Origin of the sequence: Mycobacterium sp. shizuoka-1 (assembly GCF_002723835.1) — a bacterium.
In the GTDB taxonomy this organism is placed as follows: Bacteria; Actinomycetota; Actinomycetes; order Mycobacteriales; family Mycobacteriaceae; genus Mycobacterium.
Window position 1 is genome coordinate 61,640 of record NZ_BEWG01000113.1, and the last position, 24,669, is coordinate 86,308.

At 68.7% G+C, this 24,669-nt stretch carries 25 protein-coding genes and 1 pseudogene; 7 read left to right on the forward strand and 19 right to left on the reverse strand.

Going from position 1 to position 24,669, the window contains the following annotated elements:
* From MSZK_RS28235 to MSZK_RS28250, 4 genes and pseudogenes are all read right to left on the reverse strand, one after another.
* Positions 1-204, reverse strand: a pseudogene (locus MSZK_RS28235) (hypothetical protein); the annotation flags it as partial.
* Between the two features lie 144 nt (positions 205-348).
* Positions 349-1,578 carry an MFS transporter gene (locus tag MSZK_RS28240; RefSeq protein WP_371411401.1) on the reverse strand — a complete coding sequence of 410 codons (1,230 nt, stop codon included), beginning with the start codon at positions 1,576-1,578 and terminating at the stop codon, positions 349-351.
* 49 nt (positions 1,579-1,627) lie between these two features.
* A complete protein-coding gene (locus MSZK_RS28245; RefSeq protein WP_099251832.1) occupies positions 1,628-1,918 on the reverse strand; it encodes a metal-sensitive transcriptional regulator in 291 nt (96 codons plus the stop codon).
* Complete coding sequence (locus MSZK_RS28250; protein WP_099251833.1) at positions 1,919-2,515, reverse strand: DUF305 domain-containing protein; 597 nt, start codon at positions 2,513-2,515, stop codon at positions 1,919-1,921.
* An 80-nt stretch (positions 2,516-2,595) separates the two neighbouring features.
* Here MSZK_RS28250 and ilvD point away from each other — a divergent pair, with 80 nt between their 5' ends.
* Positions 2,596-4,293, forward strand: a complete 1,698-nt coding sequence (gene ilvD / locus MSZK_RS28255) for a dihydroxy-acid dehydratase (RefSeq protein ID WP_099251834.1) — start codon at positions 2,596-2,598, stop codon at positions 4,291-4,293.
* Positions 4,294-4,430: 137 nt separating this feature from the next.
* Here ilvD and MSZK_RS28260 read toward each other — a convergent pair whose 3' ends face one another.
* The 3 genes from MSZK_RS28260 to MSZK_RS28270 all read right to left on the reverse strand — a co-directional run bounded on the left by MSZK_RS28260 (position 4,431) and on the right by MSZK_RS28270 (position 8,117).
* Positions 4,431-5,789, reverse strand: coding sequence for a PE-PPE domain-containing protein (locus tag MSZK_RS28260; protein WP_158230652.1), 1,359 nt, complete (start codon positions 5,787-5,789; stop codon positions 4,431-4,433).
* Positions 5,790-5,994: 205 nt separating this feature from the next.
* Complete coding sequence (locus MSZK_RS28265; RefSeq protein WP_099251836.1) at positions 5,995-6,777, reverse strand: DAPG hydrolase family protein; 783 nt, start codon at positions 6,775-6,777, stop codon at positions 5,995-5,997.
* Positions 6,777-8,117 (reverse strand): FAD-binding oxidoreductase, encoded by a 1,341-nt coding sequence (locus MSZK_RS28270; RefSeq protein WP_099251897.1) that lies wholly within the window; start codon positions 8,115-8,117, stop codon positions 6,777-6,779. The genes MSZK_RS28265 and MSZK_RS28270 overlap by 1 nt, the downstream gene beginning before the upstream one ends.
* 87 nt (positions 8,118-8,204) lie before the next feature.
* On the opposite strand from MSZK_RS28270, the gene MSZK_RS28275 reads away from it, so the two are divergent.
* Together MSZK_RS28275 and MSZK_RS28280 are read left to right on the forward strand one after the other, a co-directional pair.
* Positions 8,205-8,960 carry an IclR family transcriptional regulator gene (locus MSZK_RS28275; RefSeq protein ID WP_233211559.1) on the forward strand — a complete coding sequence of 252 codons (756 nt, stop codon included), beginning with the start codon at positions 8,205-8,207 and terminating at the stop codon, positions 8,958-8,960.
* Positions 8,961-9,156: 196 nt separating this feature from the next.
* On the forward strand, positions 9,157-11,376 hold the full coding sequence (locus MSZK_RS28280; protein WP_099251837.1) for a molybdopterin oxidoreductase family protein: 2,220 nt from the start codon (positions 9,157-9,159) through the stop codon (positions 11,374-11,376).
* Between the two features lie 14 nt (positions 11,377-11,390).
* Here the strand turns inward: MSZK_RS28280 and MSZK_RS28285 are convergent, their stop codons facing one another.
* Both MSZK_RS28285 and MSZK_RS28290 read right to left on the reverse strand, forming a co-directional pair.
* Positions 11,391-12,515, reverse strand: coding sequence for a sensor histidine kinase (locus MSZK_RS28285; protein ID WP_099251838.1), 1,125 nt, complete (start codon positions 12,513-12,515; stop codon positions 11,391-11,393).
* The gene (locus MSZK_RS28290; protein ID WP_099251839.1) at positions 12,509-13,162 is read right to left on the reverse strand and encodes a response regulator transcription factor; all 654 of its coding nucleotides are present in this window, start codon (positions 13,160-13,162) and stop codon (positions 12,509-12,511) included. The genes MSZK_RS28285 and MSZK_RS28290 overlap by 7 nt, the downstream gene beginning before the upstream one ends.
* 328 nt (positions 13,163-13,490) lie before the next feature.
* Between MSZK_RS28290 and MSZK_RS28295 the strand changes: the two genes are divergently transcribed.
* Both MSZK_RS28295 and MSZK_RS28300 read left to right on the forward strand, forming a co-directional pair.
* Positions 13,491-15,317 carry an ABC transporter ATP-binding protein gene (locus MSZK_RS28295; protein WP_233211560.1) on the forward strand — a complete coding sequence of 609 codons (1,827 nt, stop codon included), beginning with the start codon at positions 13,491-13,493 and terminating at the stop codon, positions 15,315-15,317.
* A 41-nt stretch (positions 15,318-15,358) separates the two neighbouring features.
* The gene (locus tag MSZK_RS28300; protein WP_099251840.1) at positions 15,359-15,997 is read left to right on the forward strand and encodes an MspA family porin; all 639 of its coding nucleotides are present in this window, start codon (positions 15,359-15,361) and stop codon (positions 15,995-15,997) included.
* Between the two features lie 21 nt (positions 15,998-16,018).
* Here the strand turns inward: MSZK_RS28300 and MSZK_RS28305 are convergent, their stop codons facing one another.
* Genes MSZK_RS28305 through MSZK_RS28325 form a run of 5 tightly spaced genes read right to left on the reverse strand, consistent with a single transcriptional unit; the run spans position 16,019 to position 19,810 of the window.
* Positions 16,019-16,633: a pyridoxamine 5'-phosphate oxidase family protein gene (locus MSZK_RS28305; RefSeq protein WP_099251841.1), complete on the reverse strand. Its 615-nt coding sequence runs from the start codon at positions 16,631-16,633 to the stop codon at positions 16,019-16,021.
* Positions 16,634-16,644: 11 nt separating this feature from the next.
* Positions 16,645-17,142 (reverse strand): TIGR04338 family metallohydrolase, encoded by a 498-nt coding sequence (locus MSZK_RS28310; RefSeq protein WP_099251842.1) that lies wholly within the window; start codon positions 17,140-17,142, stop codon positions 16,645-16,647.
* A complete protein-coding gene (locus MSZK_RS28315; RefSeq protein WP_099251843.1) occupies positions 17,139-17,888 on the reverse strand; it encodes a DUF2786 domain-containing protein in 750 nt (249 codons plus the stop codon). The genes MSZK_RS28310 and MSZK_RS28315 overlap by 4 nt, the downstream gene beginning before the upstream one ends.
* 48 nt (positions 17,889-17,936) lie before the next feature.
* Positions 17,937-18,974 carry a S9 family peptidase gene (locus MSZK_RS28320; RefSeq protein ID WP_099251844.1) on the reverse strand — a complete coding sequence of 346 codons (1,038 nt, stop codon included), beginning with the start codon at positions 18,972-18,974 and terminating at the stop codon, positions 17,937-17,939.
* On the reverse strand, positions 18,971-19,810 hold the full coding sequence (locus tag MSZK_RS28325) for an alpha/beta hydrolase (protein ID WP_099251845.1): 840 nt from the start codon (positions 19,808-19,810) through the stop codon (positions 18,971-18,973). The genes MSZK_RS28320 and MSZK_RS28325 overlap by 4 nt, the downstream gene beginning before the upstream one ends.
* Before the next feature lie 62 nt (positions 19,811-19,872).
* On the opposite strand from MSZK_RS28325, the gene MSZK_RS28330 reads away from it, so the two are divergent.
* A complete protein-coding gene (locus MSZK_RS28330; protein ID WP_099251900.1) occupies positions 19,873-20,880 on the forward strand; it encodes a sigma-70 family RNA polymerase sigma factor in 1,008 nt (335 codons plus the stop codon).
* 6 nt (positions 20,881-20,886) lie between these two features.
* Here the strand turns inward: MSZK_RS28330 and MSZK_RS28335 are convergent, their stop codons facing one another.
* From MSZK_RS28335 to MSZK_RS33270, 4 genes are all read right to left on the reverse strand, one after another.
* Entirely contained in the window at positions 20,887-21,309 is a 423-nt protein-coding gene (locus MSZK_RS28335) for a nitroreductase family deazaflavin-dependent oxidoreductase (protein WP_099251846.1), read from the reverse strand.
* Between the two features lie 17 nt (positions 21,310-21,326).
* A complete protein-coding gene (locus tag MSZK_RS28340) occupies positions 21,327-22,280 on the reverse strand; it encodes an L-lactate dehydrogenase (RefSeq protein ID WP_099251847.1) in 954 nt (317 codons plus the stop codon).
* 38 nt (positions 22,281-22,318) lie between these two features.
* Complete coding sequence (locus MSZK_RS28345) at positions 22,319-23,281, reverse strand: hypothetical protein (RefSeq protein WP_099251848.1); 963 nt, start codon at positions 23,279-23,281, stop codon at positions 22,319-22,321.
* Between the two features lie 215 nt (positions 23,282-23,496).
* Positions 23,497-23,817, reverse strand: a complete 321-nt coding sequence (locus MSZK_RS33270) for a hypothetical protein (RefSeq protein WP_233211568.1) — start codon at positions 23,815-23,817, stop codon at positions 23,497-23,499.
* Between MSZK_RS33270 and MSZK_RS28350 the strand changes: the two genes are divergently transcribed.
* A complete protein-coding gene (locus tag MSZK_RS28350; RefSeq protein WP_371411404.1) occupies positions 23,729-24,073 on the forward strand; it encodes a heme-binding protein in 345 nt (114 codons plus the stop codon). The two genes, MSZK_RS33270 and MSZK_RS28350, sit on opposite strands and share 89 nt — an antisense overlap.
* Positions 24,074-24,146: 73 nt before the next feature.
* Here MSZK_RS28350 and MSZK_RS28355 read toward each other — a convergent pair whose 3' ends face one another.
* Complete coding sequence (locus tag MSZK_RS28355) at positions 24,147-24,605, reverse strand: MarR family winged helix-turn-helix transcriptional regulator (RefSeq protein ID WP_099251850.1); 459 nt, start codon at positions 24,603-24,605, stop codon at positions 24,147-24,149.
* Between the last annotated feature and the right edge of the window lie 64 nt (positions 24,606-24,669).

The window sequence follows — 24,669 nt, forward strand, 5'->3', positions numbered from 1 at the left end:
TGGCAGCGCGGCCGGGTCGGCCGGCGGCGCGAGCGGATCGGGCGGCGGGGGCGGGACCTGGACCGGCGGCACGTCGACGATCCCGGGGTCGACGGGCGACTGGTCCGGATCGGCCAACGCCGATCCGCTGCCGAGACTGATTCCGGCGGCCACCCCGACCACGCACAACGTGGCGGCGATCGCCCCTCGCACTCGCAGCGCCATAACCAAAACTCCCTCGAAACCGACTCCGACCAGTCTGACACAGCCGAGCCGGGTGCCCTTTCGGACGAATTCGCTGGCGAACCCGGCCCCAATCGTTGGCAGCGTCCTGAACTGTGCGGATAGTCGCCGGTCCGGGGACAGGCGTTACATTTCGCTGGTAGCCGGGTCCATCGCGAACAGGCCTCGGCGTAGCGCCACACAGGCCAGAGCGCCCAGCATCAACAGCGCCGACGCGCCGAGCATGGCCACCACCCCCACCCGCTGGTAGAGCAGCCCGCCGGTGAGCGATCCGGCCATGATGCCGACCTGGAAGGCAGCCACGTACAGGCCCGACGCCCCGTCGGGGTCGGCCGGGGAGTGGCGCATGGCGGCCGCCTGCAGCATCGGGGGCATCGCGTTGGCGGTCGCCCCCCACAGCACGATCGCCACCGCCCCGACCAGCGCGGCGGCGAACACCCGCCACTGCGCGTGGCCCAGCATCGCCAACACGGCGAACGCCACCGACGACCCGGCCAGGCAGGTCAGCACCGCCGCTTTGGGCCGCCGGTCGCCGGGCCGCGCCAGCACGGCCATCCCCGTCAGCCCGGCCACGCCGTACGCGGCGAGCAGCCAGGCCTGATGGGCGCCGTGCACACCGACCACGTCGCGGATGATCACCACGATGAAGGTGTAGGAGATGAAGTGCGCGGTGACCCCGACCAGGGTCAGGACGCACAGGACCACCAGCGGCCGGTTGCGGTGATGACCGCCCCGCCGCGGCCCGGCCCCGGCCACCGCACCGGCCGCCGCCATGGCGGGCAGCGCCACCCGCGCGGCCGCCAGCACCAGCACCGAGGCAGCCGCGATCGCGCCGACCGCGGGTCGCCAGCCCCACAGTTCGCTCATCGCCGCGGTCAGCGGACTGCCCACCACCAGGGCGAGCCCGGTACCGACGTAGACCGCCATCGTGGCGCGGCCGGCATGGCTCGGCGGGACCAGCCGGGCACCGATCGGCGCGATCACCGACCACATCAGCCCGTGGGTCAGCGCGCACAGCACCCGGCCGACGGCCAGCACCGCGAACGTCGGAGCCAGGGCCGAGATCAGTTGGGACACCGACAGGCAGGCCAGCGTCAGCAGCAGGGTGCGCCGCCGCGGCCAGGTCGCGGTCCAGCGCACCAGCGGCATCGTGGCCACCGCGGCCACCAGCGCGTAACTGGCCAGCAGCGTGCCGACCACGGCCTCGCTGACCTGCAGGTCGCGCGCGATGGCGGACAGCGCGCCGACCGGCATGATCTCGGCGGTGACGTAGATGAACGCCGCGGCGGCGAGCACGCCCAGCGCGATGGTGACTCTCGGTGTCCACGGGCCGGTGCGATGGGGCACGGTGGACACCCGGCCACGGTATCGGCTGCCTAGCCGAAACCGGCGGACATTGCCATGCTCAGGAGCGCACCAGCCGAGCGATCGCGGCCGAGGCCTCGGCCAGTTTCTTGTCGGCCTCCTCGCCGCCCTCGGCGACCGCATGGCTGACGCAGTGACTGAGGTGTTCTTCGAGCAACCCGAGCGCCACCGATTGCAGCGCACTGTTCACGGCGCTGATCTGGGTCAGGACGTCGATGCAGTACTTGTCCTCGTCGATCATCTTGGCGATCCCGCGGACCTGTCCCTCGATGCGGCGCAGCCGTTTGGCGTAGTTCTCCTTGCGCGGCGAATATCCGTGTGCGCCGGTCATTTACCCTCCCAGCATCTGCTTCATCTGGTCGATCTCCGCCTGCTGCGCGGTGACCATGGTCTTGGCCATCGCGATCATGTCGGCGCTGCGGCCGTTGGCGATCTCGGCCTTGGCCATCTCGATGGCGCCCTGGTGATGGCCGATCATGGCCTGCAGCCACAGTGTGTCGAATTCGGGGCCGTTGAGCGACCCGAGCCTGGCCATCGTCGCGTCGTCGACCATGCCCTGCATCGCCCCGCCGTGCCCGGCGTGGTCATCCATGGCGTCCGGGTCGATCTCCCACTGCAGCAGCAGTGCCTTCATCGCCTGGATCTCCGGCTGCTGTTGGGCGGCGATGGCCGACGCCAGGGTCAGCAGCGCCTGGTTCGAGGTGTGTTGCGGCGCCAGTCCGCTGAGCTCGACCGCCTGCTGATGATGCGGGATCATCATCTGGGCGAACATGACGTCGTCGGCGTTGTGCGCGGCCACGGCCGCGGCGCTGGTGGTGGCCGAGGTGGCGTGCTGGCTGTGGTCGTCGGCCTTGCTGCAGGCCGCGACGACGACGGCGGTGGACAGAGCTGCGGCGACCGCGACGATGCGGCCGGGTGTGGACGTCATCACCCCACCGTACCTTCAATACCCCTCGGGGGTATAAAAAGCAATTTGGTGACCACCCACGACCACGGCATACTTGTGCGGTGACTCAAACGCCCGATCTCAAGCCCCGCAGTCGTGACGTCACCGACGGTCTGGAGAAGGCCGCCGCCCGCGGCATGCTCCGCGCGGTAGGCATGGGCGACGAGGACTTCGCCAAACCCCAGATCGGGGTGGCGTCCTCGTGGAACGAGATCACCCCCTGCAACCTGTCGCTGCAGCGGCTCGCGCAGGCCGCCAAGGAGGGCGTGCACGGTGCCGGCGGCTACCCGATGGAGTTCGGCACCATCTCGGTGTCCGACGGCATCTCGATGGGCCACGAGGGCATGCACTTCTCGCTGGTGTCCCGCGAGGTGATCGCCGACAGCGTGGAGACCGTGATGATGGCCGAGCGCCTGGACGGCTCGGTGCTGCTGGCCGGCTGCGACAAGTCGCTGCCGGGCATGCTGATGGCCGCCGCCCGCCTCGACCTCGCCGCGGTGTTCCTCTACGCCGGCTCGATCCTGCCGGGCCGGGCCAAGCTGTCCGACGGCACCGAGATGGACGTGACGATCATCGACGCGTTCGAGGCCGTCGGCGCGTGCGCGCGCGGGCTGATGTCACGTGACGACGTCGACACCATCGAGCGGGCGATCTGTCCCGGCGAGGGCGCGTGCGGCGGCATGTTCACCGCCAACACGATGGCGTCTGCGGCCGAGGCGCTGGGTATGTCGCTGCCGGGCAGCGCGGCGCCGCCGGCAACCGACCGCCGCCGCGACGGGTACGCCCGCCGCAGTGGTGAAGCGGTCGTCGAGCTGCTGCGCCGGGGCATCACCGCCCGCGACATCCTGACCAAGGAGGCGTTCGAGAACGCGATCGCGGTGGTGATGGCATTCGGCGGGTCCACCAACGCGGTGCTGCATCTGATGGCGATCGCCCACGAGGCCAACGTGAAGCTGGATCTGGCGGACTTCACCCGGATCGGCGCGAAGGTGCCGCACCTGGCCGACGTCAAGCCGTTCGGCAAGCACGTGATGTTCGACGTGGACCGCATCGGCGGCGTGCCGGTGGTGATGAAGGCACTGCTCGACGCCGGGCTGTTGCACGGCGACGTCATGACGGTCACCGGCGAGACCATGGCGGCCAACCTGGCGCACATCGCGCCGCCGGACCCGGACGGCAAGGTGCTGCGCGCGCTGAGCAATCCGATCCACCCCACCGGCGGCATCACGATCCTGCACGGTTCGCTGGCCCCCGAGGGCGCGGTGGTCAAGTCGGCCGGCTTCGACTCCGACGTGTTCGAAGGCACCGCACGGGTTTTCGACGGCGAGCGGGCGGCCATGGATGCCTTGGAGGACGGCACCATCGTGCCGGGTGACGTCGTCGTCATCCGCTACGAGGGCCCCAAGGGCGGCCCCGGCATGCGCGAGATGCTGGCGATCACCGGCGCGATCAAGGGCGCCGGGCTGGGCAAGGACGTTCTGCTGATGACCGACGGCCGGTTCTCCGGCGGTACCACCGGCCTGTGCGTCGGGCACATCGCACCGGAGGCTGTCGACGGCGGGCCCATCGCCTTCGTCGCCGATGGCGACCGGATCCGCCTCGACGTCGGCAAGGGCACGTTGGACGTGCTGGTCGACACCGACGAATTCGATTCCCGCAAGGCGGGATTCACCCCGCCGGCGCCCAAGTACACCACCGGCGTGCTGGCCAAGTACCGCAAGCTGGTCGGCTCGGCGGCCAACGGCGCCGTCTGCGGGTAGGGCGCAGACCCGACCGCCCCAACATTGGCAAGTGTGAGAACCCGCCGCGGGGCGTGTGCTGTCACAGAACGTGATAGCACCCGTGATATCGCGTTCTGGACAAACACACGATGGCGCCCGGACCGGGGCGCCTGCGACTAACTGGCCCGCTTGGACCCGCCCACGCCCTTCTTGGCCGAGGGCTTCGGCGCTGAAGCCTTCTTGCTCGACGTCGAACTCGACTTCTTCGACGGCTTGCCGGACTTGGCGGCCGGCGACGGTACGGCCGCCAATGTCGTCGCTACGGCAGCCGCCGATGAGGTGGGTTCTGGGGCCGGCGTCGGCGCAGGCGCAGTCGTGGACTTGCCGCTCAACACATCTCGGAAGCCGTTGACCAGTGCCTTGACCACGTCCCCGGGGACCGCGGCCCATTCCTGCGGCGTCAGCGTCGCCTGCGAGAGGAACGGAACGTACTGCCCCGATTGATCATACGTCCGGTTGTAGGTACCGCCCTCGCTCGGGGTCTGCACATCCGTGTAGCCGGTGTTGACCAGGATCGTCAACGCGGGCTGCAACGCATCGGCAAGGGGCGTACCGAGCTTGATCGGCACCCCCGCCGCATCGAAGACCGCGTTGAGGATTCGCGACGGCAGTCGCAGCGGCTCCAGCAGCGGCAGGTCGTTCGGTACCAGGGTGCTGTAGGTGGTGCTGGGGGTGCCCAGGGTGAGCAGTGCGATGAGATTGCCCTCGATCGTGTCGACGCTGGTGCCCTTCAGCTCGACTCCGTCGAGCAGGTAGGTGGGCAGCACCGTGGCCATGACGGAGTTGGCCAGCGCGAACGGGTTCAGCGTCGCCGGGAAATCCGACAACATGTCGTAGCCGAGTGCGACGTTGACGAATGCGCCGTTGAATCGGATACCGAGGCTTGAACCGGAACCGGCAGTGGGGCTGACCGGGTTGGACCCGAACAGGTTGAAGATAGGGGCAAACCGCGCGTACAGACCCCCGTTGGGTGTTTCGGGGTTGCGCAACAACGCAATCGGCAGGTTGGTGACATTGGTGCCCTGGACGCAGGTAATGCCCGACGAACACGGCTGGCCGGTGATCGAGCTGACCTTGCCCGCGGCGACCAGCGGGTCGTACCCGGGCAACGTCGTGCCGTTGGCGCTGGACAGCAGGGCCTGATAGGTCTGGATCGCCTCCGGAACGCCGGTGCCCGAGGCGATCAGCAGCGGCCCGGTCGGACTTGTCGTCAGGATGTTCGGTCGGGTCGCGGTTCCGAGGACGTAGCCGCTGAACGGTTCGGCATTGAGGAGGTTGTTCAGCTGGACCGAATCGGCCTTGTGCCAGTCGAACGCCAGCGTGATCGAGCCGACCACCGGGATGTTGTCGAACGTGTAGCTGTCCACCCCGAGGGCGGAGACCAGCCACAACAACGGTCCGGTCGTGGTCGTGTCGAGAGTGAGCGCGGCGTTTGCCGAGGGCGCCACCGGCGCCGCCACGCTGCCCATCGTCATGGCCACCGCCGTCGCAGCCGCCGCCCCGAACAGCGCGGCCTTCCTGCCCCCCGCCTTCGAACCTCGGCGAATCCTGCTCGTAAACCCTGCAGCTACCATATGCCCATCCCCTTGTGCCGACCCTCAGGCTGCTGTGGGGAAGATAACCCCTGTGGTCGACCCCGGTGGGGAATTGGCAATCTCCGGGTGGCGCGAGCCCGGTCCGTCAGGCCCCAGCGAACTCGGCGTGGATGGCGGGCAGGATCGCGGCCAGGTGGTTCATCTCCTGCGCGCAGTGCACCAGCAGGTCGCGGGGCTCCGGCAGCTGGTGGGCGGCGATCGGGCGGATCACCGAGTCGGCCAGTCGGTTGCCCCGGCGCACGCCGATATACGGGCCGCCCATCCAGAATCGGGACCGCATCTCGGCCCCGTCAGGGGTGGCCCGGACGTGGTGGATGAACCAGCCGATGTCGACCGGCACCTCGCTGGACCCCAGCCGCGCGCACACCGCGATGTCCGTACCCAGGCGGGACGGGTCCAGCCCCATGGCCGACGGCTCGAGGAACGCGATGGCGGCTTTGGCGTAGGCGGAGCCCAGATACTCCTCGATGATCGAGGTGCGCCCGACGTATCCGGAGCCGACCTGGCCGTCGCCCCAGTGTGCCGAGGCGTGCGCGCGGGGGTGCCAGAGTTTGTAGCGGGTGGAGTCACTGCCGTGCCAACCGAACCACCAGTCCCACATCGCCGGCGTGACGCCGGGCATGTCGGTGCGGATCGCAACATGGAACCCGCCGCCGCGCAGCGTGCCGTAGCCGTTCTCGGTCTGGTGGTAGCCCTCGTCGAGAATGGTTGCGGCGGCATCGAATCCGAGCAGCGTCTGGTCGGCCTGCGGGCCGTGTTCGAGCGCGACGACGGCGTGGCGGGGCAGGTCGGCCATCTCGGGGTTGAAGTACTTTCCCCACGCGGTGTCGCCGTCGCCGGGCCGGTAGCCCAGATAGGTGTCGGCCATTACAGGCGCCCCATCCAGCTGTGGAACCGCCCGTCGGGATCGTAGTGGGCGCGCACCCGGTCGAGCCTGGCCATGTTCTCGTCGGTGACGAACTTGGCCGGACGCTGGCCCAGGTTCTCGTCGGCGAGCTGGATGCCGGTGGCCAGCGGTGCCATCGCCGCCATGTTGGAACGCGGCCAGTCGCTGTACTTCTCGTCGTCGGCCGGGTCCATCCAGCCCGCGTACAACGCCAGATAGATCTCGCTTTCCAAGCTGTAGGCCATGTCCTGGCGCTGCGGTGACGGGCCCCAGTTCAGCCAGAGGAAATGCGCCGGGTGCGGCGGCAGGGTGTCCAGGATGCGGTGGATGCCGGGCAACAGTTCGGCGGCCGAGGCATTGGTCCACATGTTGTCGGCGGTGTAGCGGTGATCTTCGAGGTAGTTGCTCATCACCGCGGTGTACCAATCCGGCAGGCCCATCGGCGCGTACGGCACGGCAATCAGCGCCTTGTCGACGACCGGGCATCGGTCCAGCAGGCCGAAGGCTTCTTTGGCCTCCTCCTCGGTGTCGGCGAAGGCCGGGGAGGCCATCACGATCGCGGGCCGGTCGATGCCCGCGTTGGGCACGCTGCTGCTGGCGACGATCTGCAACTCGACCCGGCGGTCCACCTCGGCGGAGATGCCGCGGGCCCAGGTGAAGATCTCGTCGGCGAGTTCGATCGGGTAGGCGTAGAAGCTGCTGCCCAGCACGGCGGGCTTCTTGTAGAGCTTGAGGTGGAACGCGGTGACCACGGCGAAGAAGCCCGGTCCCGAGCCGCGGGCCGCCCAGTACAGATCGGAATGGTGTTCGGCGTCGATGAAGATCTTTTCGCCGTCGGCGGTCACCACGTCCAGGCCGATCACGCTCTCGCACGCAGGGCCGACCACCCGACTGTTCCAGCCGTAGCCGCCTTGCAGCAGATAGCCGCCGATGCACACGCCCTTACAGTGGCCGGCCGGGAAGAACAGTCCGGCCGCGTCGAGTTCGGCGGCCAACACGCTGCCACCCTTGCCGGGGCCGGCGACGGCGGTCATGCCGTCCACGTCGATGCTGGTCTGATCCACCCGGCTCATGTCCAGCAGCACGGCGCCGTCGCGCAGGTGGCTGGCGGCCCAGCTGTGACCGCCCGACTTGATGCTGACCTGCTTGTTGTGGGCCTTGGCATAGCGCACCGCGGCCACCACGTCGTCGGCGTCGACCGCCGCGACGATGACGTCCGGGTAGCGGTCGGGCACCCGCTGATTCCACACCGTGTTCCGGCGTGCCTCTTCATACCCATCGTCGCCGCGGAAGAAATGACGACCCTCCGGAAGTGACCCCACCAATGCCTCCTGATTCACATTGCGGATCGGTATGATCCGTAATGCGGCACACTACCGTGGTGACAACACGGAGGGAAGGGACAAGAGTTGACGGATCCGAAAATTTCCGTGGTGCAGCGTGCGGCCACCGCCCGCGACGACGGCATCCAGGTGCTGCGCCGGGCCGCCGCCGCCCTCGACGAGATCGCCACCGCCCCGGGCCGGCTGCGGCTGGTCGACCTGCACACCCGGCTGGGCCTGGCAAAATCCACCACCAGACGCCTGCTGGTCGGTCTGGTCGAGATCGGTTTCGCCGCCGTCGACGACGACGGACGCATCGTCCTTGGCGACCGGCTGCTGGGCCTGGCCAGTGCCAACGCCGCCCACCTCACCTCGGCGTTCCGGTCGACGCTGGAGCGGGTCGCCGACGCCACCGGCGAGACCGCCGACCTCTCGGTGTACCGGGGCGGGCAGATGTTGTTCATCGACCAGATCGAATCACCCCATCGGCTGCGCGCGGTCTCCGCGATCGGCGGCCGATTCACCTTGACCGACACCGCCAACGGGAAGGCGGCACTGGCGCTGCTCACCGACGCGGAGGCCGACGCGGCCTTGGCCGCCCTCGAGCCGGGCGTCGCCGCCAGGGTGCGCGCCGAGCTGCGCGAGATCCGCACCACCGGGGTGGCCTTCGACCGGGACGAGCACACCGACGGCATCTCGGCCGCCGGGATCGCGGGCCGGGCGGCCGGCGGCAACATCGTCGCCATCTCTGTTCCCGCCCCGACCGAGCGGTTCCGCGAGCACGAAGACCGCATCGTCGCCGCGCTGCACACGGCGCTGGAGTCGCCCGTCTGGACGGGCTGAACCAAATGTGACCATCCGGTTGGTCGGGCTTGCCACCGGGGTCGGTCGCGGAGCACAGTGACTGCTATGAGCGACGCTTGCGGAGCGAATCACCAACCGAGATGCGGAACCCGAGCCTGCGAGGGGGCAGCATGAGCGACGCTTGCGGAGCGAATCACCAGCCGAGATGCGGGACCCGAGCCTGCGAGGGGGCCGCATGAGCGACACCGCGTTGCGAATCTGTCCGCTGTGCGAGGCCACCTGCGGGATGGTCCTCACCATCGACGACGACCGGGTCATCTCCGCCCGCGGCGACCGCGAGGACGTGTTCAGCCACGGCTTCATCTGCCCGAAGGGCGCCAGCTTCCCCGAACTCGACAACGATCCCGACCGGCTGCAGCAGCCGATGGTGCGTCGCGACGGCGAGCTGGTCGAGACCACCTGGGCGGACGCCTTCGCCGCGGCCGCCGAGGGGCTGGGGCGGGTCATCGCCGCCACCGGCGGCCCGTCCGTGGCGGTGTACCTCGGTAACCCCAACGCGCACACCATCGCCGGCGCGCTCTACGGGCCGGTCGTGATCAAGTCGCTGGGCACTCGCCAGGTGTTCTCGGCCAGCACGCTCGACCAGATGCCCAAGCATGTGTCGTGCGGCTACCTGTACGGCAACCCGGTGGCCTTCACCATCCCCGACCTGGACCGCACCGACTTCCTGGTGGTCATCGGCGGAAACCCGTTGGTGTCCAACGGGTCTCTGGCCACCGCGGCCGATTTCCCCGGCAAGCTCAAAGCGTTGCGCCGTCGCGGCGGCACCCTGGTGGTGATCGATCCCAGCCGCACCCGCACCGCCCAGCTGGCCGACCGTCACCTGGCGGTGCGTCCGGGCACCGATGCCGCGCTGTTGTTCGCGATCGTGCACGTGCTCTTCGACGAAGACCTGGTCGACCTGGGCCGGCTGGCCGACCACGTCACCGGCCTCGATCGGGTGCGGGCGGCCGCGCTGGACTTCCCGCCGGGGGCCGTCGCCGCGCACTGCGGGCTGGATGCCGACGAAATCCGGACGCTGGCACGCGATATCGCCGCGGCCCCGAGTGCGGCGGTCTACGGCCGTATCGGCACCTCGACGGTCGAGTTCGGCACGCTGACCAGCTGGCTGGTCGACGTCGTCAACATCCTCACCGGCAACGTGGACCGCCCGGGCGGGGTGATGTTCGCCAGCTCGCCGATCGCCGGTGCGCCGCGACCGGCGCGGCCCGGCCGGGGTTTCGCCACCGGCCGCTGGCGCAGCCGGGTCTCGGGTCACCCGGAGGTGCTCTCGGAGCTGCCCGCGGTGGCGCTGGCCGAAGAGATCGAGACCCCCGGCGAGGGGCAGATCCGCGCGATGATCACGATCGCGGGCAACCCGGTGCTGTCGGCGCCGGACGGTGCGCGGCTGTCCGAGGCCCTCGACCGGGTGGACTTCATGGTCTCGGTCGACCCCTACCTCAACGAGACGACCCGGCACGCCGATGTCATCCTGCCGCCGCCTCCGCCTTCTCGCACAGCGCATTTCGATGTGGCCCTCAGTGCCGCTGTGGTACGCAACAACGCCCGGTTCTCCCCACCGGTGCTGCCGCTGGCCGACGGCCGCCCCGACGAGTCGGAGATCCTGTCCCGGCTGGCGCTGATCGTCCTCGGGATGGGCCCGGACGCCGATCCGGCGCTGGTCGACGACCAGGTGATCTCCTCCACGCTGGGCAAGGAGGTGGCCGACGAGCACTCCCCCGTCGCGGGCCGCCCCGTCGAGGAATTGTCCGCCATGCTGCCCGACGGCCGCGGCTACGAGCGTCGGCTGGACATGATGCTTCGGCTGGGGCCGTTCGGCGACGGCTTCGGCGCCAACCCGAACGGACTGACCCTGCAGCGGGTCAAGGATGCCCCGCACGGGGTGGACCTCGGCGCGCTGACCTCCCGGATTCCCGAGATCCTCCGAACTCCCTCGGGGACAATCGAATTGGATCCGGACCCGATACTTGCCGATGTCCCCCGGCTGCTCGCGTCGCTGGCGGCCGAGCCGGGATTCCTGCTGATCGGACGGCGCCACCTGCGCTCGAACAACAGCTGGATGCACAACCTGCCCGCGCTGTCCGGCGGCTCCAACCGCTGCACCCTGCAGGTCCATCCCGACGACGCCGCACGGCTCGGCCTTGGCGAGCTCGCCCTTGTCACCGGCCCAGGCGGCAAACTCGAAGTGCCCGTGGAGATCACCGACGCCATCCGCCCGGGTGTGGTGTCGCTACCGCACGGCTGGGGTCACACCGAGCCGGGCACCCGGATGCAGGTGGCGGCGCGCGAGCCGGGCGTCAACGTCAACAACCTCAACGACGGCACGCTGCTCGATCCGCTGTCGGGAACCGCGGTGCTCAACGCGCTACCGGTGGAGGTCGCACCGGCGGGCTGACGAAGGCGCGCCGACTATTTCGAGGGCGCGCCGTGAATCGGCAACGTCATGCAGAGCTCGAATCCGTCACCGCAGGGGCCGGCACGCAGCGAGCCGCCGAGCAACTCCGCGCGTTCCTCCAATCCCAACAGCCCGTGATGGGCGCTGGGGAGCCCTTCGGGGTCCCGGGTGGGCCTGGTGTTGGTCAGGGTCAGGCTGGCCTGCCGGTCATCGAGACGCAGGACCAAGCGCGCACTGGCGCCGGGGGCGTGTTTGGCGATATTGGTCAAACCTTCCTGTGCGGCACGGTAGATCGCGCGCTGCACGGCGGCCGGTGGGTCCACGTCACCGGCGCGCACGACCTCGATGGTCGTGGGCACCTGCGACGTGGCGACCAGCGCATCCAGATCCTCGATACTGGGCTGCGGCGCCAACTCGACGCGGTGGCCCGCCGCCGGCCGCAGCACGTCGACCATCTCTCGTAGCTCGTCGAGGGTGCGAACGCTCAGCGTCCGGATCGTGCGGGCCGCTTCCACCGAGGCGCGATCACTGGCCGTGACTTGCAGTGCACCAGCCTGCACCGCGATGAGACTCACCTGATGTGACACCACGTCGTGCATTTCGCGGGCCAGCGCTGACCGTTCGGCGGCCACCGCCTTCTCGATGACCAACTCCTCTTCGTGTCGGCGCGCCCGCTCGATCTCCGCCAGCTTCTCGGACAGATCGGAGCGCGCCTTGACGAGCAATCCCAGCCAGACCGGTGCGGCGGTGAACACCGTTGCGTACACCAGGTTCAACACCGTGTCCACACCGGAATACGGTTGGCGCCACAGGGCGGTCCAGCAGACGAAGAACGCCAACGCGCTCAACACGATCAGGTACGTCCGTTGGCTGCGCTGCGCCACCGTGAACAGCGCGATCAGGGCCGCGATGGCGACGGTGCTGGACACCAAGGCGGGCAGGGTCAGAGCCAGCGCCAGATAGGGTGCGCGTTCTCGGATCGTCAGCGCCGCCACCGCGACGGCAGCGAGCACGACCGCCCCGATGGTGACGCGACCGTCGCCCAGAATCGACGCGACCGCGTCGGCACCGGCGAGGCCGATCATCACGCCGTCCATCAGCATCCTGCGCCGGTTCGGGCTCAGTGCAGTGCTCAGCATGAGTCTTCGTCGAGCAGTCGGGCGCGCTGAGCGACGATCGCGGCTTCCACCCTCGACTTCACCCCCAGCTTGGCCAGAATCGAACTCACCTGGTCTTTCACCGTACCGACGCTGGAATACAGCGTCGCGGAGATCTCGCCGTTGGAACGCCCCTGCGCGAGCAGCTTCAAAACCTCGGCCTCCCGGTCGGTCAGCGCGCGCAGTGCGTCGACTGCTGCCGAGTCCGGGTGGTCACCGAGATATCCGGCGATGACTCGCGGGCCGACTTTGTCCGAGAGAACGAGTCCGCCGGCGGCCAGGGTCCGCACCATATGCGGAAGCTGTTCTGGATCAGTGTCTTTCAACAAAAATCCGGATGCCCCGAGGCGTAGCGCCGAGGAGATGTACTCGTCGGCATCGAAGGTGGTCAGAACGGCCACAGTCGGCGGTGACGCGAGCGCCCGGAGTTCCGCCAGCACACTCAGACCGTCCTTACCCGGCATCCGGATGTCCAGCAGCACAACGTCGGGACGTAATTCGGCGATGGTCTGCACGGCATGGCGGCCATCGCAGGTGGCGACGACATCGATGTCCTGCGCCGCTGACAGGATCAACTTGAAGCCGGAGCGGATCAAAGCCTCGTCGTCGACGATGACAACCCGTATCACAGGGCCCTCCTCTCTCCCGGATCGCGCTCACGGCGGCATGCCGTATGCCCTCGTTGGCGACATAGGCAATTGTGCCCGACGGGGTCGAGTGCATCGGCGGTTCGCCTGGCAGGCGGCGATCCAGCCGGCCACTCGAAAATCCGCCTCCTGGCTGGCGTAAACAGCCACTCGGCGGATGGCGTCGGCCCGGCCACGGGCCCAGCATGGCTGGGGTGACCGGGTGAATGCCAGTACCCCGCATCCCAGGTCCGGCCGCGACCGACACGTGGTCCGGCGACATTCAGAACAGGAGTACATCCCGATGTACGGCAGCGCCCGGCAACGGCGCGTGAGTGACCCACGACCGGGCCGGCTACGACTGCTGTGGTCGTTCACCGCGCCACACCGCCGTACGCTGGCCCTCGGCGGCGTTCTCGGCTTGATCGGCTCGGCCGCCGGCCTGGCGACGCCGATGATCACCAAAGCGGTGCTGGACTCGCTGGGAACCCCGGCGTCCATCGCGATTCCGGTTGCTGTGCTGCTGACATTGTTGGTTCTCAGCGTCTGCGTTCGAGCACTGCAGAGCATCGTGCTCGGTGTGGTGGGAGAGCGGATTGTGTTGGAGGCGCGAGAATCCATGGTGCGGCGGCTGATCCACGGGACCGTGCAGTCGGTCACCAGCCGCCCGGCGGGTGAGCTCGTCACCCGGGTCACATCGGATTCGGTGCTGCTTCAGGAAGCAACCTCGACGAGCGTCGTCGGCCTGATCAACGGCTCGGTGATGCTGGCGGGCACCCTGGTTCTGATGGGCGTGCTCGATCGCCCACTCCTTGCCACCACGGTGGCCTGCATCGTGGTGGTGTCGATTGTCTTCCTCCTGCTGATGCCAGGTGTCGCGGATCACCGACAGGCTGCCCAGCAACAACTCGGGCGGGTCGGGGGGCTGCTGGAGGCAACGTTGCGCGCCATCCGCACGGTGAAGGCCAGCCGCGCGGAGCAGGTGCAGTCAGCGGTCATCGTCGATGCTGCCGAAGCGGCCAACCGTCATGCCGTGCAAGCCGTCCGTCGCGAGTCGGTGGCCGAGGCGATCGCCTGGGCCGGAGTGGATCTGGCCATCATCGTGATCCTCACAGTCGGCGCCTGGCGAGTGGGCCACTCAGCGATGGAATTGTCCACCCTGGTGGCATTTCTCCTGTATGCGTTCGGGTTGATCGACCCTGTCACGGAGCTGTCGAGCAATGTCGCGACCGTGCAGAACGGGATCGCCGCCGCAGGCCGGATCCGCGAAGTTCAGGACATGGAGGTGGAGACTTCCCTGGCCCCGGCAAACCCGCCGGCAGTGAGCCCGCACAGCGGAACCACTCCGGTCCTCGAACTGCGCAATGTGACAGCCGGTTACGGCCGTGGGACGGCAGCTGTCGCCAACGTCGACATCGCCATCCCGCGGTACGGCCACACCGCGATTGTGGGTCCGTCGGGGTCGGGAAAGACGACGCTGCTCTCGCTGATCCTCCGGTTTCTGGAGCCCAGCGACGGTGAGCTGTTCCTGAACGGCCGGTCGTACCGTGAGCTCACCCACGCCCAGATTCGCGAGCAGTTGGCGTACGTCGAACAGGACACGCCCACCCTTCCGGGCAGCATCCGCGACAACCTCGTCTACCCGGGCCGGACGGTCACCGACGAGAAGATCCGCAGTGTGCTCGCCGAGGTGGGTCTGCTTGACGATATCGCCGAGTTGGAACGCGGTGTGGACACCGACCTGACCGCTACGGTCTTGTCCACCGGCCAACGTCAGCGAATAGCGCTGGCACGCGCGATGATCCAGCTGTCACCGGTGCTCATCCTGGATGAGGCGACGGCTCATGCCGACGGGTTGAGCGAGGCGGCCATTCAGTCGTGTATCCGGCTGCGTGCCGAAGTCCAGTCTGTCGTCACGGTGGCACACCGGCTGTCCACCGTGGTCGACGCCGACACCATCGTCGTCATGCAGGGTGGCCGTGTTCGAGCTCAGGGCACCCACACCGAGTTGCTGACGACCGACGAGCTCTACCGCGACCTGGTCGATGCGATGCGAATTCCCGGCTCCTGGGCGCCCGGACCGCCGACTTCCAGCCAGTCGGCGGCCGGCTCTGGCCAGGTGGGGGATGACGCTGCACGGGAACACCGGTCAGGCTGAGTCAGCCGCAGTTGGCCGAATTCGATTCCGCTGGAGTACCTATGAAGATCCTCTCTACGACGTTGGCTGCCGGGGTCGCAGCGTTCGTCGCCTTGAGCCCGAGCAGTGCCGTGGCACAGGCGAGTCTCGACAACCAACTGAGCATCGTCGACGGCAGCGGCCGAACGCTGACCGTCCAGCAGTGGGACACCTTCCTCAACGGCGTTGCCCCGCTGGACCGTAACCGGCTGACTCGCGAGTGGTTCCACTCCGGCAAGGCCGAATACAGTGTCACGGGCCGCCGCGCCGACGACTTCGCCGGAACGCTGCAGCTGGGTTATCAGGTCGGGTTTCCGTGGTCCCTGGGCGTGGGTGTCAACTTCAGCTACACCACGCCCAATGTCTTGATCGACAAAGCCTCGGTCTCCCCGCGTAAATTCAATCCGCTCGGCTCGGTCATCACGCCGAATCTGTTTCCCGGAGTGTCGGTCACGGCGAATCTCGGCAACGGACCCGGTGTCCAGGAAGTGGGCACCGTGTCCGTCGACGTGACGGGAGCCAGCGGTACCGTGGCGGTGTCCAACGCGCACGGCACGGTGACCGGCGCGGCCGGCGGAGTGCTCCTTCGCCCGTTCGCACGGCTGACGTCGAAGGCCGGTGACAGTGTCACGACCTACGGTGACCCGTGGAACATGAATTGACGATGGACTTGCACCGGCAGGCTAGTAGAGGACCTTGCGAATGTTGTCCTCGCAGTAGCGTGCCTCGAGCTCGTCGTCACTCCAGTCCTGCCGCAACGCCTTGGCCAGCTGGGCCACACTGGGCAGTGCGGTCGGATTCCAGGTCTCCGGTTTCCAGCAATCCGAGCGCAGGAAAGCCTTGGAGCAGTGGAAGAACACCTCCTCGACGGCGACCTCGAGCACCAGCAGCGGCCGCTTGCCCGCCACCACCATGGTGTCGAAGTAGTCGGCGTCGGCGAGGATGCGCGCGCGCCCGTTGATCCGCAGGGTGTCGCCGCGGCCCGGCACCACGAACAGGGTTCCGACCTGAGGGCGCTCCAGCACGTTGCGGTAGCCGTCGACGCGACGGTTGCCCGGCCGGTCCGGGATCGCGATCGTCGCGTCGTCGATGACATGGACGAATCCTGCCGGATCGCCCTTCGGTGAAACATCAACGCGGCCTTGGGCATCGGTAGTGGCGACGAATGCCAGCGGAGAATGTGCCAACCAGTCGCGCTGCACTGCGGAGAGCCGGTCTTTGACCTTGTTGGCCACGTAGTGATCGGGCTCGCCGATGATCGCCCGCAGGTCGGCGACGGTGGTGACTTCTCGATCCATCACCCGATTATCTACCGCACGCCCTCTTTGGCGTAGACCACCCGCAGCACGTGCCCGGCCTCCGGCCCCATCACCAACCCCACCAGTTCGCAGAACGTCGCGACGAAGTCGCGGCCGTGGGCGGGCCCGGCCGGGGCCAGGTGATGGGCGATCTCGTGGAGCAGCACCAGTTCCCGCATGGCCCAGTCGGCGCTGTCGCGATCCGGAACGGCGATGACGCCTGTGCCGTCGGCACTTTCGTAGTGGGCGGCACCCGCCGCGCGTCTGGGTCGTACTCGAAGGGGCCCGGTCACCGGCCACCGCGCGGTCACCGCCGGCAGCGCGAGCACCTCGTCGACATAGCGTTGCACCGACTCCATCGAGGCGAACCGGCCTTCGGGCGGCAGAGTGAGCGAGGTGCCGAAAAAGTCGATGGTGCGCGAACTGTGCTGGGCCGCACGGTCGAAAACGGTGCGCACGAACTCCTCCGCGGCGTAGACGCGGGAACGCTGGCTGTCGCGCGCCGTCACCTGGGCAGCCGGGTCCGGGTTCCCGGCAGTTCGGGACTGGACCCCAGCCGGGCCTGCTTACCCGCCCGATCACCGGCACGCCGGGCGGCCGACGAATATCCGGCCGACGCACGGCTGGCCTGCCAGGTCCCGCGGGCCTTGGAGTTCTTCCGGTAGTGGTCTCGCAGCTCGAGTTCCTTGTCGCGTAGGGCAAGCGCCGTGCCGGGCGCGGTCTTGCGGTCCCGGGTGGCCTCCTGGCGGGCCTCGTCGCGGGCCTGCGCCAGCCGCTGCGCCACCCGGGCGCCGAACGCCAGCTGGAAATTGAGCCGGGCCGTGATCGTCGGGGTGGGCCGGTGCGCCCCGGTGGCCAGATACGCGTCGCACGACCGCACCATCTGGACCACCAGGCTGGCGTACAGGGCGTGGCTGGCGTCGATGTCCTCGGCAAATCCGTAGGCGTAGACGAACGTCGAGTTCGAAGCGACGTCGCACTGCACGTCGTTGGCGGCGGCGATACCCGCGAACAGCTGCACATAGGTGCGCAGGCCGCGGGCGCCCGGTTCCCCGATGGTGATGGTCCGCTGGGTCGGTGCCTGCCCGGCGGTCCGGGTGGCCGAGTGTGCGCGCGCGACGGCAAGGTCGATCGAGGTCGCGGTGGCCAGTCGCTGGGCGGCGGCCATGAACGCCTCGGCCTCGTGGACGTTGTCGGTGCCTTCGGCCTGGCGCAGAAGTGCCGCGATCCGCGCCAGCATCTTGTCGTCGGTCACGATTGGCAACCTAGCCGAGCACCGTGACATCGGCGCACCCGCGAGCGCCTACTTGTTGAGAAACGCGCCCAGGGCCGCGGTGAGCTGGGGTGAGAGCGGCCCCGGCTTGGCATAGTTGCCGACGTTGTCGGTCGGATCGTCGCGCAGCACGTGGTTGACGCCTTTGAGCTCGACCAGGGTCAGCGACGTGTGACCCAGCGCGTCGGCAAGCGGCTTCATATCGGCGCAGTTGGCCTGGGCATCAGAATCCGAGCAGGTCAGCAGCACCGGTGTGCCGCCAGGGATGCGGGCGGCCAGATTCAGCGGATCGATGGCGTCGGCCTCGACGACCGCCTTGACGTTGCCGGGGTTGACGATCGCGCTCAGGCCCTCGGGCAACTTGGCGGGCACGGTGGATTTCGTGCGCGCCTCGTCGACCGCGGCGTTCCACTCCGCGAGCACCTGATCGGCCTGCTGCTGCGTCTTCTGGCCACTTTTCACCGCGGCGGCCATGTCGGTCCGGACCCGCGCGCTGATCAGGTCGAGGTAGCGGCCGGCCAGCGGCTGCAGCAGCCCCAGCGAGTGGATCTTGGGCGCCCCGGCCGATGTGTCGTCGGCCAGCGTCATCGCGTGCACGGTGCCCTCGCCGAGGCCGTAGACCGAGATGCGGTCGGGGTCGGTGCCCGCCTCGCCGGCCAGGAACCGCACGGCCGCTTTCGCTCCGGCGCTGTAAACGGCGCTGCCCACGTCGGCCGGGTGATCGGCGAACGGCCCGAGACCGGTCTGCCCGGTGCCGACCTTGTCGTACCGCAGGGACGCGACGCCGTGGTCGGACAGATACTCGGCGAGCTGGCGCATGTTGCCGATCGGCCCGGCGACGTTGTTGTCGCCGTTGCGGTCGGTGCGCCCACTCTCCGAGATCAGCAGGGCGGCCGGGCCTCGCCGATCGCCGTGTTGGTGGCGGTAGGTGCCGTGCACGGTCAGGCCGTCGGCGACGAACGTCACCTCGTCCTCGACCCAGGCGTCGTGGGACGGGCTGTTCGACGAGCAGCCCGCGAACAGCACGAGTGCCATCGCCGCCAGGGCGATGCGGCGGCTCAGTCTCACAGCCGGGCTTCGATCCACGCGGTGACGTCGTCGAGCACCCGGTCGCGCTCGGGCTCGTTGAAGACCTCGTGATAGAGCTCCGGGTACACCTTGCGGTTCACGTCGGCCGAGCCGACGCATTCGACCAGTCGCTCACTGCCCGCGGCGGGAACCAGGGAATCGGCGCCGCCGTGCACCACCAGCAGCGGCGCGGTCAGCCGGCGCGCGCGCTGCGGCATGGTTTCGCCGACCTTCAGCAGCGCCTTGGCGATACCGGCCGGGACCTTGCCGTGCCACACCAACGGGTCGGCGTTGTAGGCGGCCACCACGGCGGGGTCACGGGATACGGCGTTGGCGTCGAGTTCCTCGACCGGCAGGTTCGGCAGCAGCGAACCCACCGCCTTGCCGAAGAACGCCTTGACCGGCGGTACACCGACGTTGGCGGCGACCGCGGGGCCGGACAGCACCATCAGGTCGAAGTTGCCCGCGTGCTCCACCCCGTAGGTGAACACGATGGCGCCGCCCATGCTGTGGCCCAGCACGATGCGGGGCAGATCCGGGTGCTCAGCAGTGGCGATTTTGACCAGGGCGTCGAAGTCTGCGGTGTATTCGTCGATGTTGCGCACCATCACCCGCTTGCCGCCGGAACGGCCGTGGCCACGGTGGTCGAGGGCATAGGTGATCAGCCCGGCCTGGCCGAAACGCTCGGTGACGTGGCCGTAGCGGCCGGCGTGCTCGCCGAGACCATGGGACAGGACGATCACGCCGCGCGGTTCGGTGTCGGGTGTCCACACGTCGTAGACGATGCGGACGCCGCCGACCCCGTCGAACGTGCGCTCGGTGCGTGTTGTGACCATCAACGGAGCGTAGCGGTGTGCGATCGTGCCGGCTGTCGGTGCTCGTGCGTAAGCTCGGCACAGTGAGCGTGCTCGCACAGAGTCTCGAGGACGGGCCGGACCCGCACCGCGGTGACTTCCTGGCCCAGGCCGAGCCGTACCGCCGCGAATTGTTGGCCCACTGCTATCGGATGACCGGGTCGTTGCACGACGCCGAGGACCTGGTGCAGGAGACCTTCCTGCGGGCGTGGAAGTCCTATGACCGCTTCGAGGGCAAGTCGTCGGTGCGCACCTGGCTGCATCGCATCGCCACCAACACCTGCCTGACCTCGCTGGAGGGCAGGCAACGCCGGCCGCTGCCGACGGGTTTGGGCGCGCCGAGTTCGTCGCCGACCGACGAGCTCGTCGAGCGCGCCGAGGTGCCGTGGCTGGAGCCGCTGCCCGCGACGGTGCACGACGATCCGGCCGACCCGTCGGTGATCATCGGCTCGCGGGAGTCGGTTCGGCTGGCTTTCGTTGCGGCGCTGCAGCATCTGTCGCCGCGGCAGCGGGCGGTTCTGGTGCTGCGCGATGTATTGCAGTGGCGGGCCGCCGAGGTCGCCGAGGCGGTCGGCACCTCTGTTGCCGCGGTCAACAGTCTGCTCCAGCGGGCCCGCGCGCAGCTCGACGCGGTGGGGCCCAGCCAGGACGACGCGCTCTCCGCGCCGGAGTCGCCCGAGGCGCGGGACCAGCTGACCCGCTACATCTCGGCATTCGAGGACTACGACATCGAGCGACTGGTGGAGATGTTCACCGCCGACGCCGTGTGGGAGATGCCGCCGTTCGACGGCTGGTATCGGGGCGGTGCCACCATCGGCGCGCTCATCCACCACAACTGCCCGGCCGAGAAGGCCGGCGACATGCGGCTGGTGCCGCTGATCGCCAACGGACAGCCGGCCGCGGCGATGTACATGCGGCTTCCCGATACCGGCGGGCGGCACGTGCCGTTCCAGTTGCATGTGCTCGATGTGACCTCGGACGGCATCTCGCACGTGGTGGCGTTCCTCGACACCAGCCTGTTCCCGAAATTCGGCCTGCCCGAAGTGCTTTAGCGGACGTCAGGACCGCTGTAGCTCGACCACCGGGATGATCCGCGAGGTGCTGCGCTGGTAGTCGCCGAACTGGGGTTCGCGGGCGACCTGCTTGGCATACACCTCGTCGCGTTCGTCCCCGGACAACACCCGGGCCGTGACTGCGAACGTCTCGGTACCCAGCTCGACGGTGATGTCGGGGTGCGCAACCAGGTTGTGGTACCAGTCCGGGTTGGTGTCGGCGCCACCCTTGCTGGCGAAGATGAAGATCCGGCCGTCGTCGAGCAGGGGCACCAGCGGCGCGATGCGCTCGGTGCCGGATTTGGCGCCGATGTGGTGCACCAACACCAGGGGCTTGCCCTCGAACATGCCGCCGGCTTTGCCGCCGGTGGCCCGGAATTCCTCGATGACCTTTCGGTTCATCTCGTCGAAGCTCAGCGAGTCCGTCATGGCTCCCACGGTAACCGCTAGAGGCCGAGCGCGTCCTGGGCGCCGCGCAACGTACCGGCCGACGCCTGCAGCCCGAGGAGTTCGGGCACCGCGAGCGGCACCTGCAGCACCTCACCGGCGCCGCCCGCCGATACGACGGTCGGCAATGACAGTGCCACATCGGAGATTTCGTACGCGCCGTGCTGGACGGTCGACACGGGCAGCACGCGGTGCTGGTCGCCGAGCACCGCTTCGATGATCCGCGCGGTGGACAACCCGATGGCCAGATTCGTAGCGCCCTTGCCGTCGATGATGGCGTAGGCGGCATTGACCACCTCCGCCGAGATCGCCGCGCGGGCCGCCTCGTCGAACGCCGCCGACCCGTCGATGCGGAACTGGTCGGCCGGCACACCGCCGATGGACACACTCGACCACAGCGAAATCTCCGAATCGCCGTGCTCGCCGACGATGAATCCGTGCACGTTGCCCACGGCCACCCCGGCCCGCTGGGCGACGAGGAACCGGAACCGGCTGCTGTCCAGCACCGTCCCGGACCCGAAGATCCGGCCGGATGGCACGTCGACGGATTGGGCGGCGGCGTAGGTGACCACGTCGACGGGGTTGGTGACGAAGATGACCACCGCGTGCGGCGAGAGCTCGAGCAGTTGCGGGGTAAGTCGTTGCGCCATCGCGACATTCGTGGCGGCCAGCTCGAGCCGGCTTTGACCGGGATGCTGTTTGGCTCCGGCGGTGACCACGATGATCGCCGAGCCGGCGGTGATGTCGATCTGCTCGGAACCCGTCACCGTGCAGTGCGGGACGAACTGGCTGCCGTGGTTGAGGTCGAGGACCTCGGCCCGCACCTTCTTGGCGTTGGTGTCGTAGAGCGCGAGCGCGCCTGCCGATCCGCGGATCAGGCAGGCGTACGCGATCGCGGTGCCGACGCTACCGACCCCGATGATGGCGACCTTGTGGTTGCGTTGTTCGGTCACCCCACCATCATCGGGGACGGCATGCGGCGTCTGCGCGGTCAGTCGATTCCGACGATCTCCTGGGCGATCGCGGCCACCCGTGTCTGGGCGGCCGAGACCAGCCGCTGACGGTTCTTGTGCTGCTCTTCATAGGCGACCACCGCGCGCAGATCGGCCGGGTCGTCGAGCTCCTTGACCGCGGCGACCGCGTCGGTCAGGTTGAGATCGTCGTAGCCGGCGATCGGCAATTCCTCGGGGGCGAGCACACCGGTCGCGGACCGCATGGCGTGCAGCGCGTCGGCGGCGCCGTCGGCGCCTTCGCGGCGGGCCACCCGCTCGGCGGTCTCCAGCGCGGCGTCGCGCGATGCGGTGGCGGCCTTGACCGCGACCTCACCGGCATGGGCACCGCGGGTCACCAGCTGATCCACCACCGGGCGGGTGTTGCGCAGCGCGTCCAGCGCGCGGTCGATGCCGCGGACCGAGGAGATCACCGGCCAGTTGGCCATCCGCACGGTGAGACCGGTGAGGATCTGCAGCGGCGTGCGGCGCAGCGCCGCCGGGCCACCGAGTGCGTCCTCGGCCAGCACCGTGGTCAGCCAGTCGACCGTCGCAGAGTGCGCGATGATCAGCCGATTCGCCAGGGCTTCCACCTCGGGCTGGTGCGCGGCGACGGCCAGCGCCTTGACGTAGCGGGCGCGGTCGAGCAGCTGCCCTTCCAACGCGAGATCGCCCAGCAGGGCCTCGTCGAACGGTTGGGCCTGCTCGGTCAGGGCCTTGACGGCCGCGGCCGCCCGGCCGAAGAACGGGCCGATGACGTCCGGAAAGCCGCCGAGCTCACGGATGGCTTCTTCGATGGCCTCGGCGCGTTCGCGACCATTGGCGGCGTTCTGGGTGAGCTCGGTGCGCACCGCGTCGGTGCGGGCCTGCGCCACCCTGGTCTCGGCGATCTGGATTTCGGTGTTGGTCAGGTCGAGGATCGCCCGCAGTTGGGCGAGCAGAGTCGTGGTGTCTTGGGTCGTCATAGCGTTTCTCCCCTGAATGCGTTGACAGTCGGCGCGGGGTTGTGCGCCTCGTCCAGTGCTCTACCCGCTCTGCGTGGTCGGTATTCGCGCGCACCGGTCCACGCAGGTCCGGCGGCTGATCGCAGCGCGGCTGCGGTGGGGGTTTGCCGGTATCACGATTGCGTCACAACGAATATCACGATCAATTAAGGGAACTGCGACGGCGCTGAGAACTCTCAGTAACCGATCACGCTGCCCCGGAGCCGGGTGGCAAAACTGAGAAGAAAATCACCGCAGACGCTGTAACGCCCGCGCCGTCGTCCGAATCTCGTTGGTAGCACGAAGTTTTGCTGCAAAACCTCATGGGTACTTTGGGTTTCAGGACGGGGGAATCCAGCGAAAGAGAGATTGATCATGAAGTTCAGCGGTATCGCGCCGAGTAGGAAGGCTGCGGCCGTGTGCACCGGTGTGATCGCGGGGGGCATGGCAGCGGCGACGATCGTCGCGCCGATGGCCTCGGCGGCACCGGACTGCAGCAGCGCGGGCGTTGCCAACACCGTCAGCTCGGTGACCGGGTCGGCACACCAGTACCTGGCCACCCATCCCGGCGCCAACCAGGTGCTGACGGCGGCCTACACGCAGCCCCGCCCGCAGGCCGAAGCCAACGTCCGCGGCTACTTCACCGCCAACCCCGGGGAGTACTACGAACTGCGCGGGATCCTGGCGCCGCTGGGTGACACCCAGCAGGCCTGCAATGTCACGGTGTTGCCGCCCGATCTGGAATCGGCGTACAACGCCTTCATGGCCGGCTGAGTCAGGCCCCAGCAGAAGCCGCCGTCACAGCGCCGCTGTGGCGGCGGTTCTGCGATTCAGCTGTCACTGTCTGTCACTGTCTGTCAATGTCCTCGAGCCGGCCCAGCGCCGTGGCGATCACCTCGTCGAAACCCCGCAGCCGGCTCTGGGGCGTTCCGTCGAAGAGCACCGAGCGCACCAGCGCGACGTGGTCGGGTGCGGCGGCGGCCAGGGCATCGCGGCCTGCCGCGCTGATCTCGACCGTGGCGCCGCGTCGGTCGTGCTCGCTGTCGCGCCGGTCGAGCAGCTCGCGGGCTCGCATCCGGCGCAGCTGGTGGGAGACCCGGCTCTGCTCCCAGCCGAGCTCGGCGGCCAGCTCCAGCACCCGGATCGGTCCCCGCTCCGAGAGCGCGACCAGTACGTCGTAGTCGGCCAGCGACAATCCGCAGCGCGCATGCAGTTGGCGGTTCATCGCGGCCTCCAGGCGATTGCCCAGAGCCAGGTAATTGCGCCAGATCCGCTGTTGGTCCCCGGTCAACCAGCGTGCCGCCATGGCATCACGATAGCGGAATACATGACACGTCATCAATGTTGTGGCCAGACAGCCCGCCACCTAG

Bases quoted from the DNA above. Each gene is read 5' to 3' on its own strand.
- MSZK_RS28300 (WP_099251840.1), top strand. From the start codon at position 15,359: ATGAAGATCCTCTCTACGACGTTGGCTGCCGGGGTCGCAGCGTTCGTC.
- MSZK_RS28245 (WP_099251832.1), bottom strand. From the start codon at position 1,918: ATGACCGGCGCACACGGATATTCGCCGCGCAAGGAGAACTACGCCAAA.
- MSZK_RS28260 (WP_158230652.1), bottom strand. From the start codon at position 5,789: ATGACGATGGGCAGCGTGGCGGCGCCGGTGGCGCCCTCGGCAAACGCC.
- MSZK_RS28325 (WP_099251845.1), bottom strand. From the start codon at position 19,810: ATGGTCACAACACGCACCGAGCGCACGTTCGACGGGGTCGGCGGCGTC.
- MSZK_RS28265 (WP_099251836.1), bottom strand. From the start codon at position 6,777: ATGGCCGACACCTATCTGGGCTACCGGCCCGGCGACGGCGACACCGCG.
- MSZK_RS28305 (WP_099251841.1), bottom strand. From the start codon at position 16,633: ATGGATCGAGAAGTCACCACCGTCGCCGACCTGCGGGCGATCATCGGC.
- MSZK_RS28335 (WP_099251846.1), bottom strand. From the start codon at position 21,309: ATGACGGACTCGCTGAGCTTCGACGAGATGAACCGAAAGGTCATCGAG.
- MSZK_RS28285 (WP_099251838.1), bottom strand. From the start codon at position 12,515: ATGCTGAGCACTGCACTGAGCCCGAACCGGCGCAGGATGCTGATGGAC.
- MSZK_RS28280 (WP_099251837.1), top strand. From the start codon at position 9,157: ATGAGCGACACCGCGTTGCGAATCTGTCCGCTGTGCGAGGCCACCTGC.
- MSZK_RS28345 (WP_099251848.1), bottom strand. From the start codon at position 23,281: ATGACGACCCAAGACACCACGACTCTGCTCGCCCAACTGCGGGCGATC.
- MSZK_RS28250 (WP_099251833.1), bottom strand. From the start codon at position 2,515: ATGACGTCCACACCCGGCCGCATCGTCGCGGTCGCCGCAGCTCTGTCC.
- MSZK_RS28355 (WP_099251850.1), bottom strand. From the start codon at position 24,605: ATGGCGGCACGCTGGTTGACCGGGGACCAACAGCGGATCTGGCGCAAT.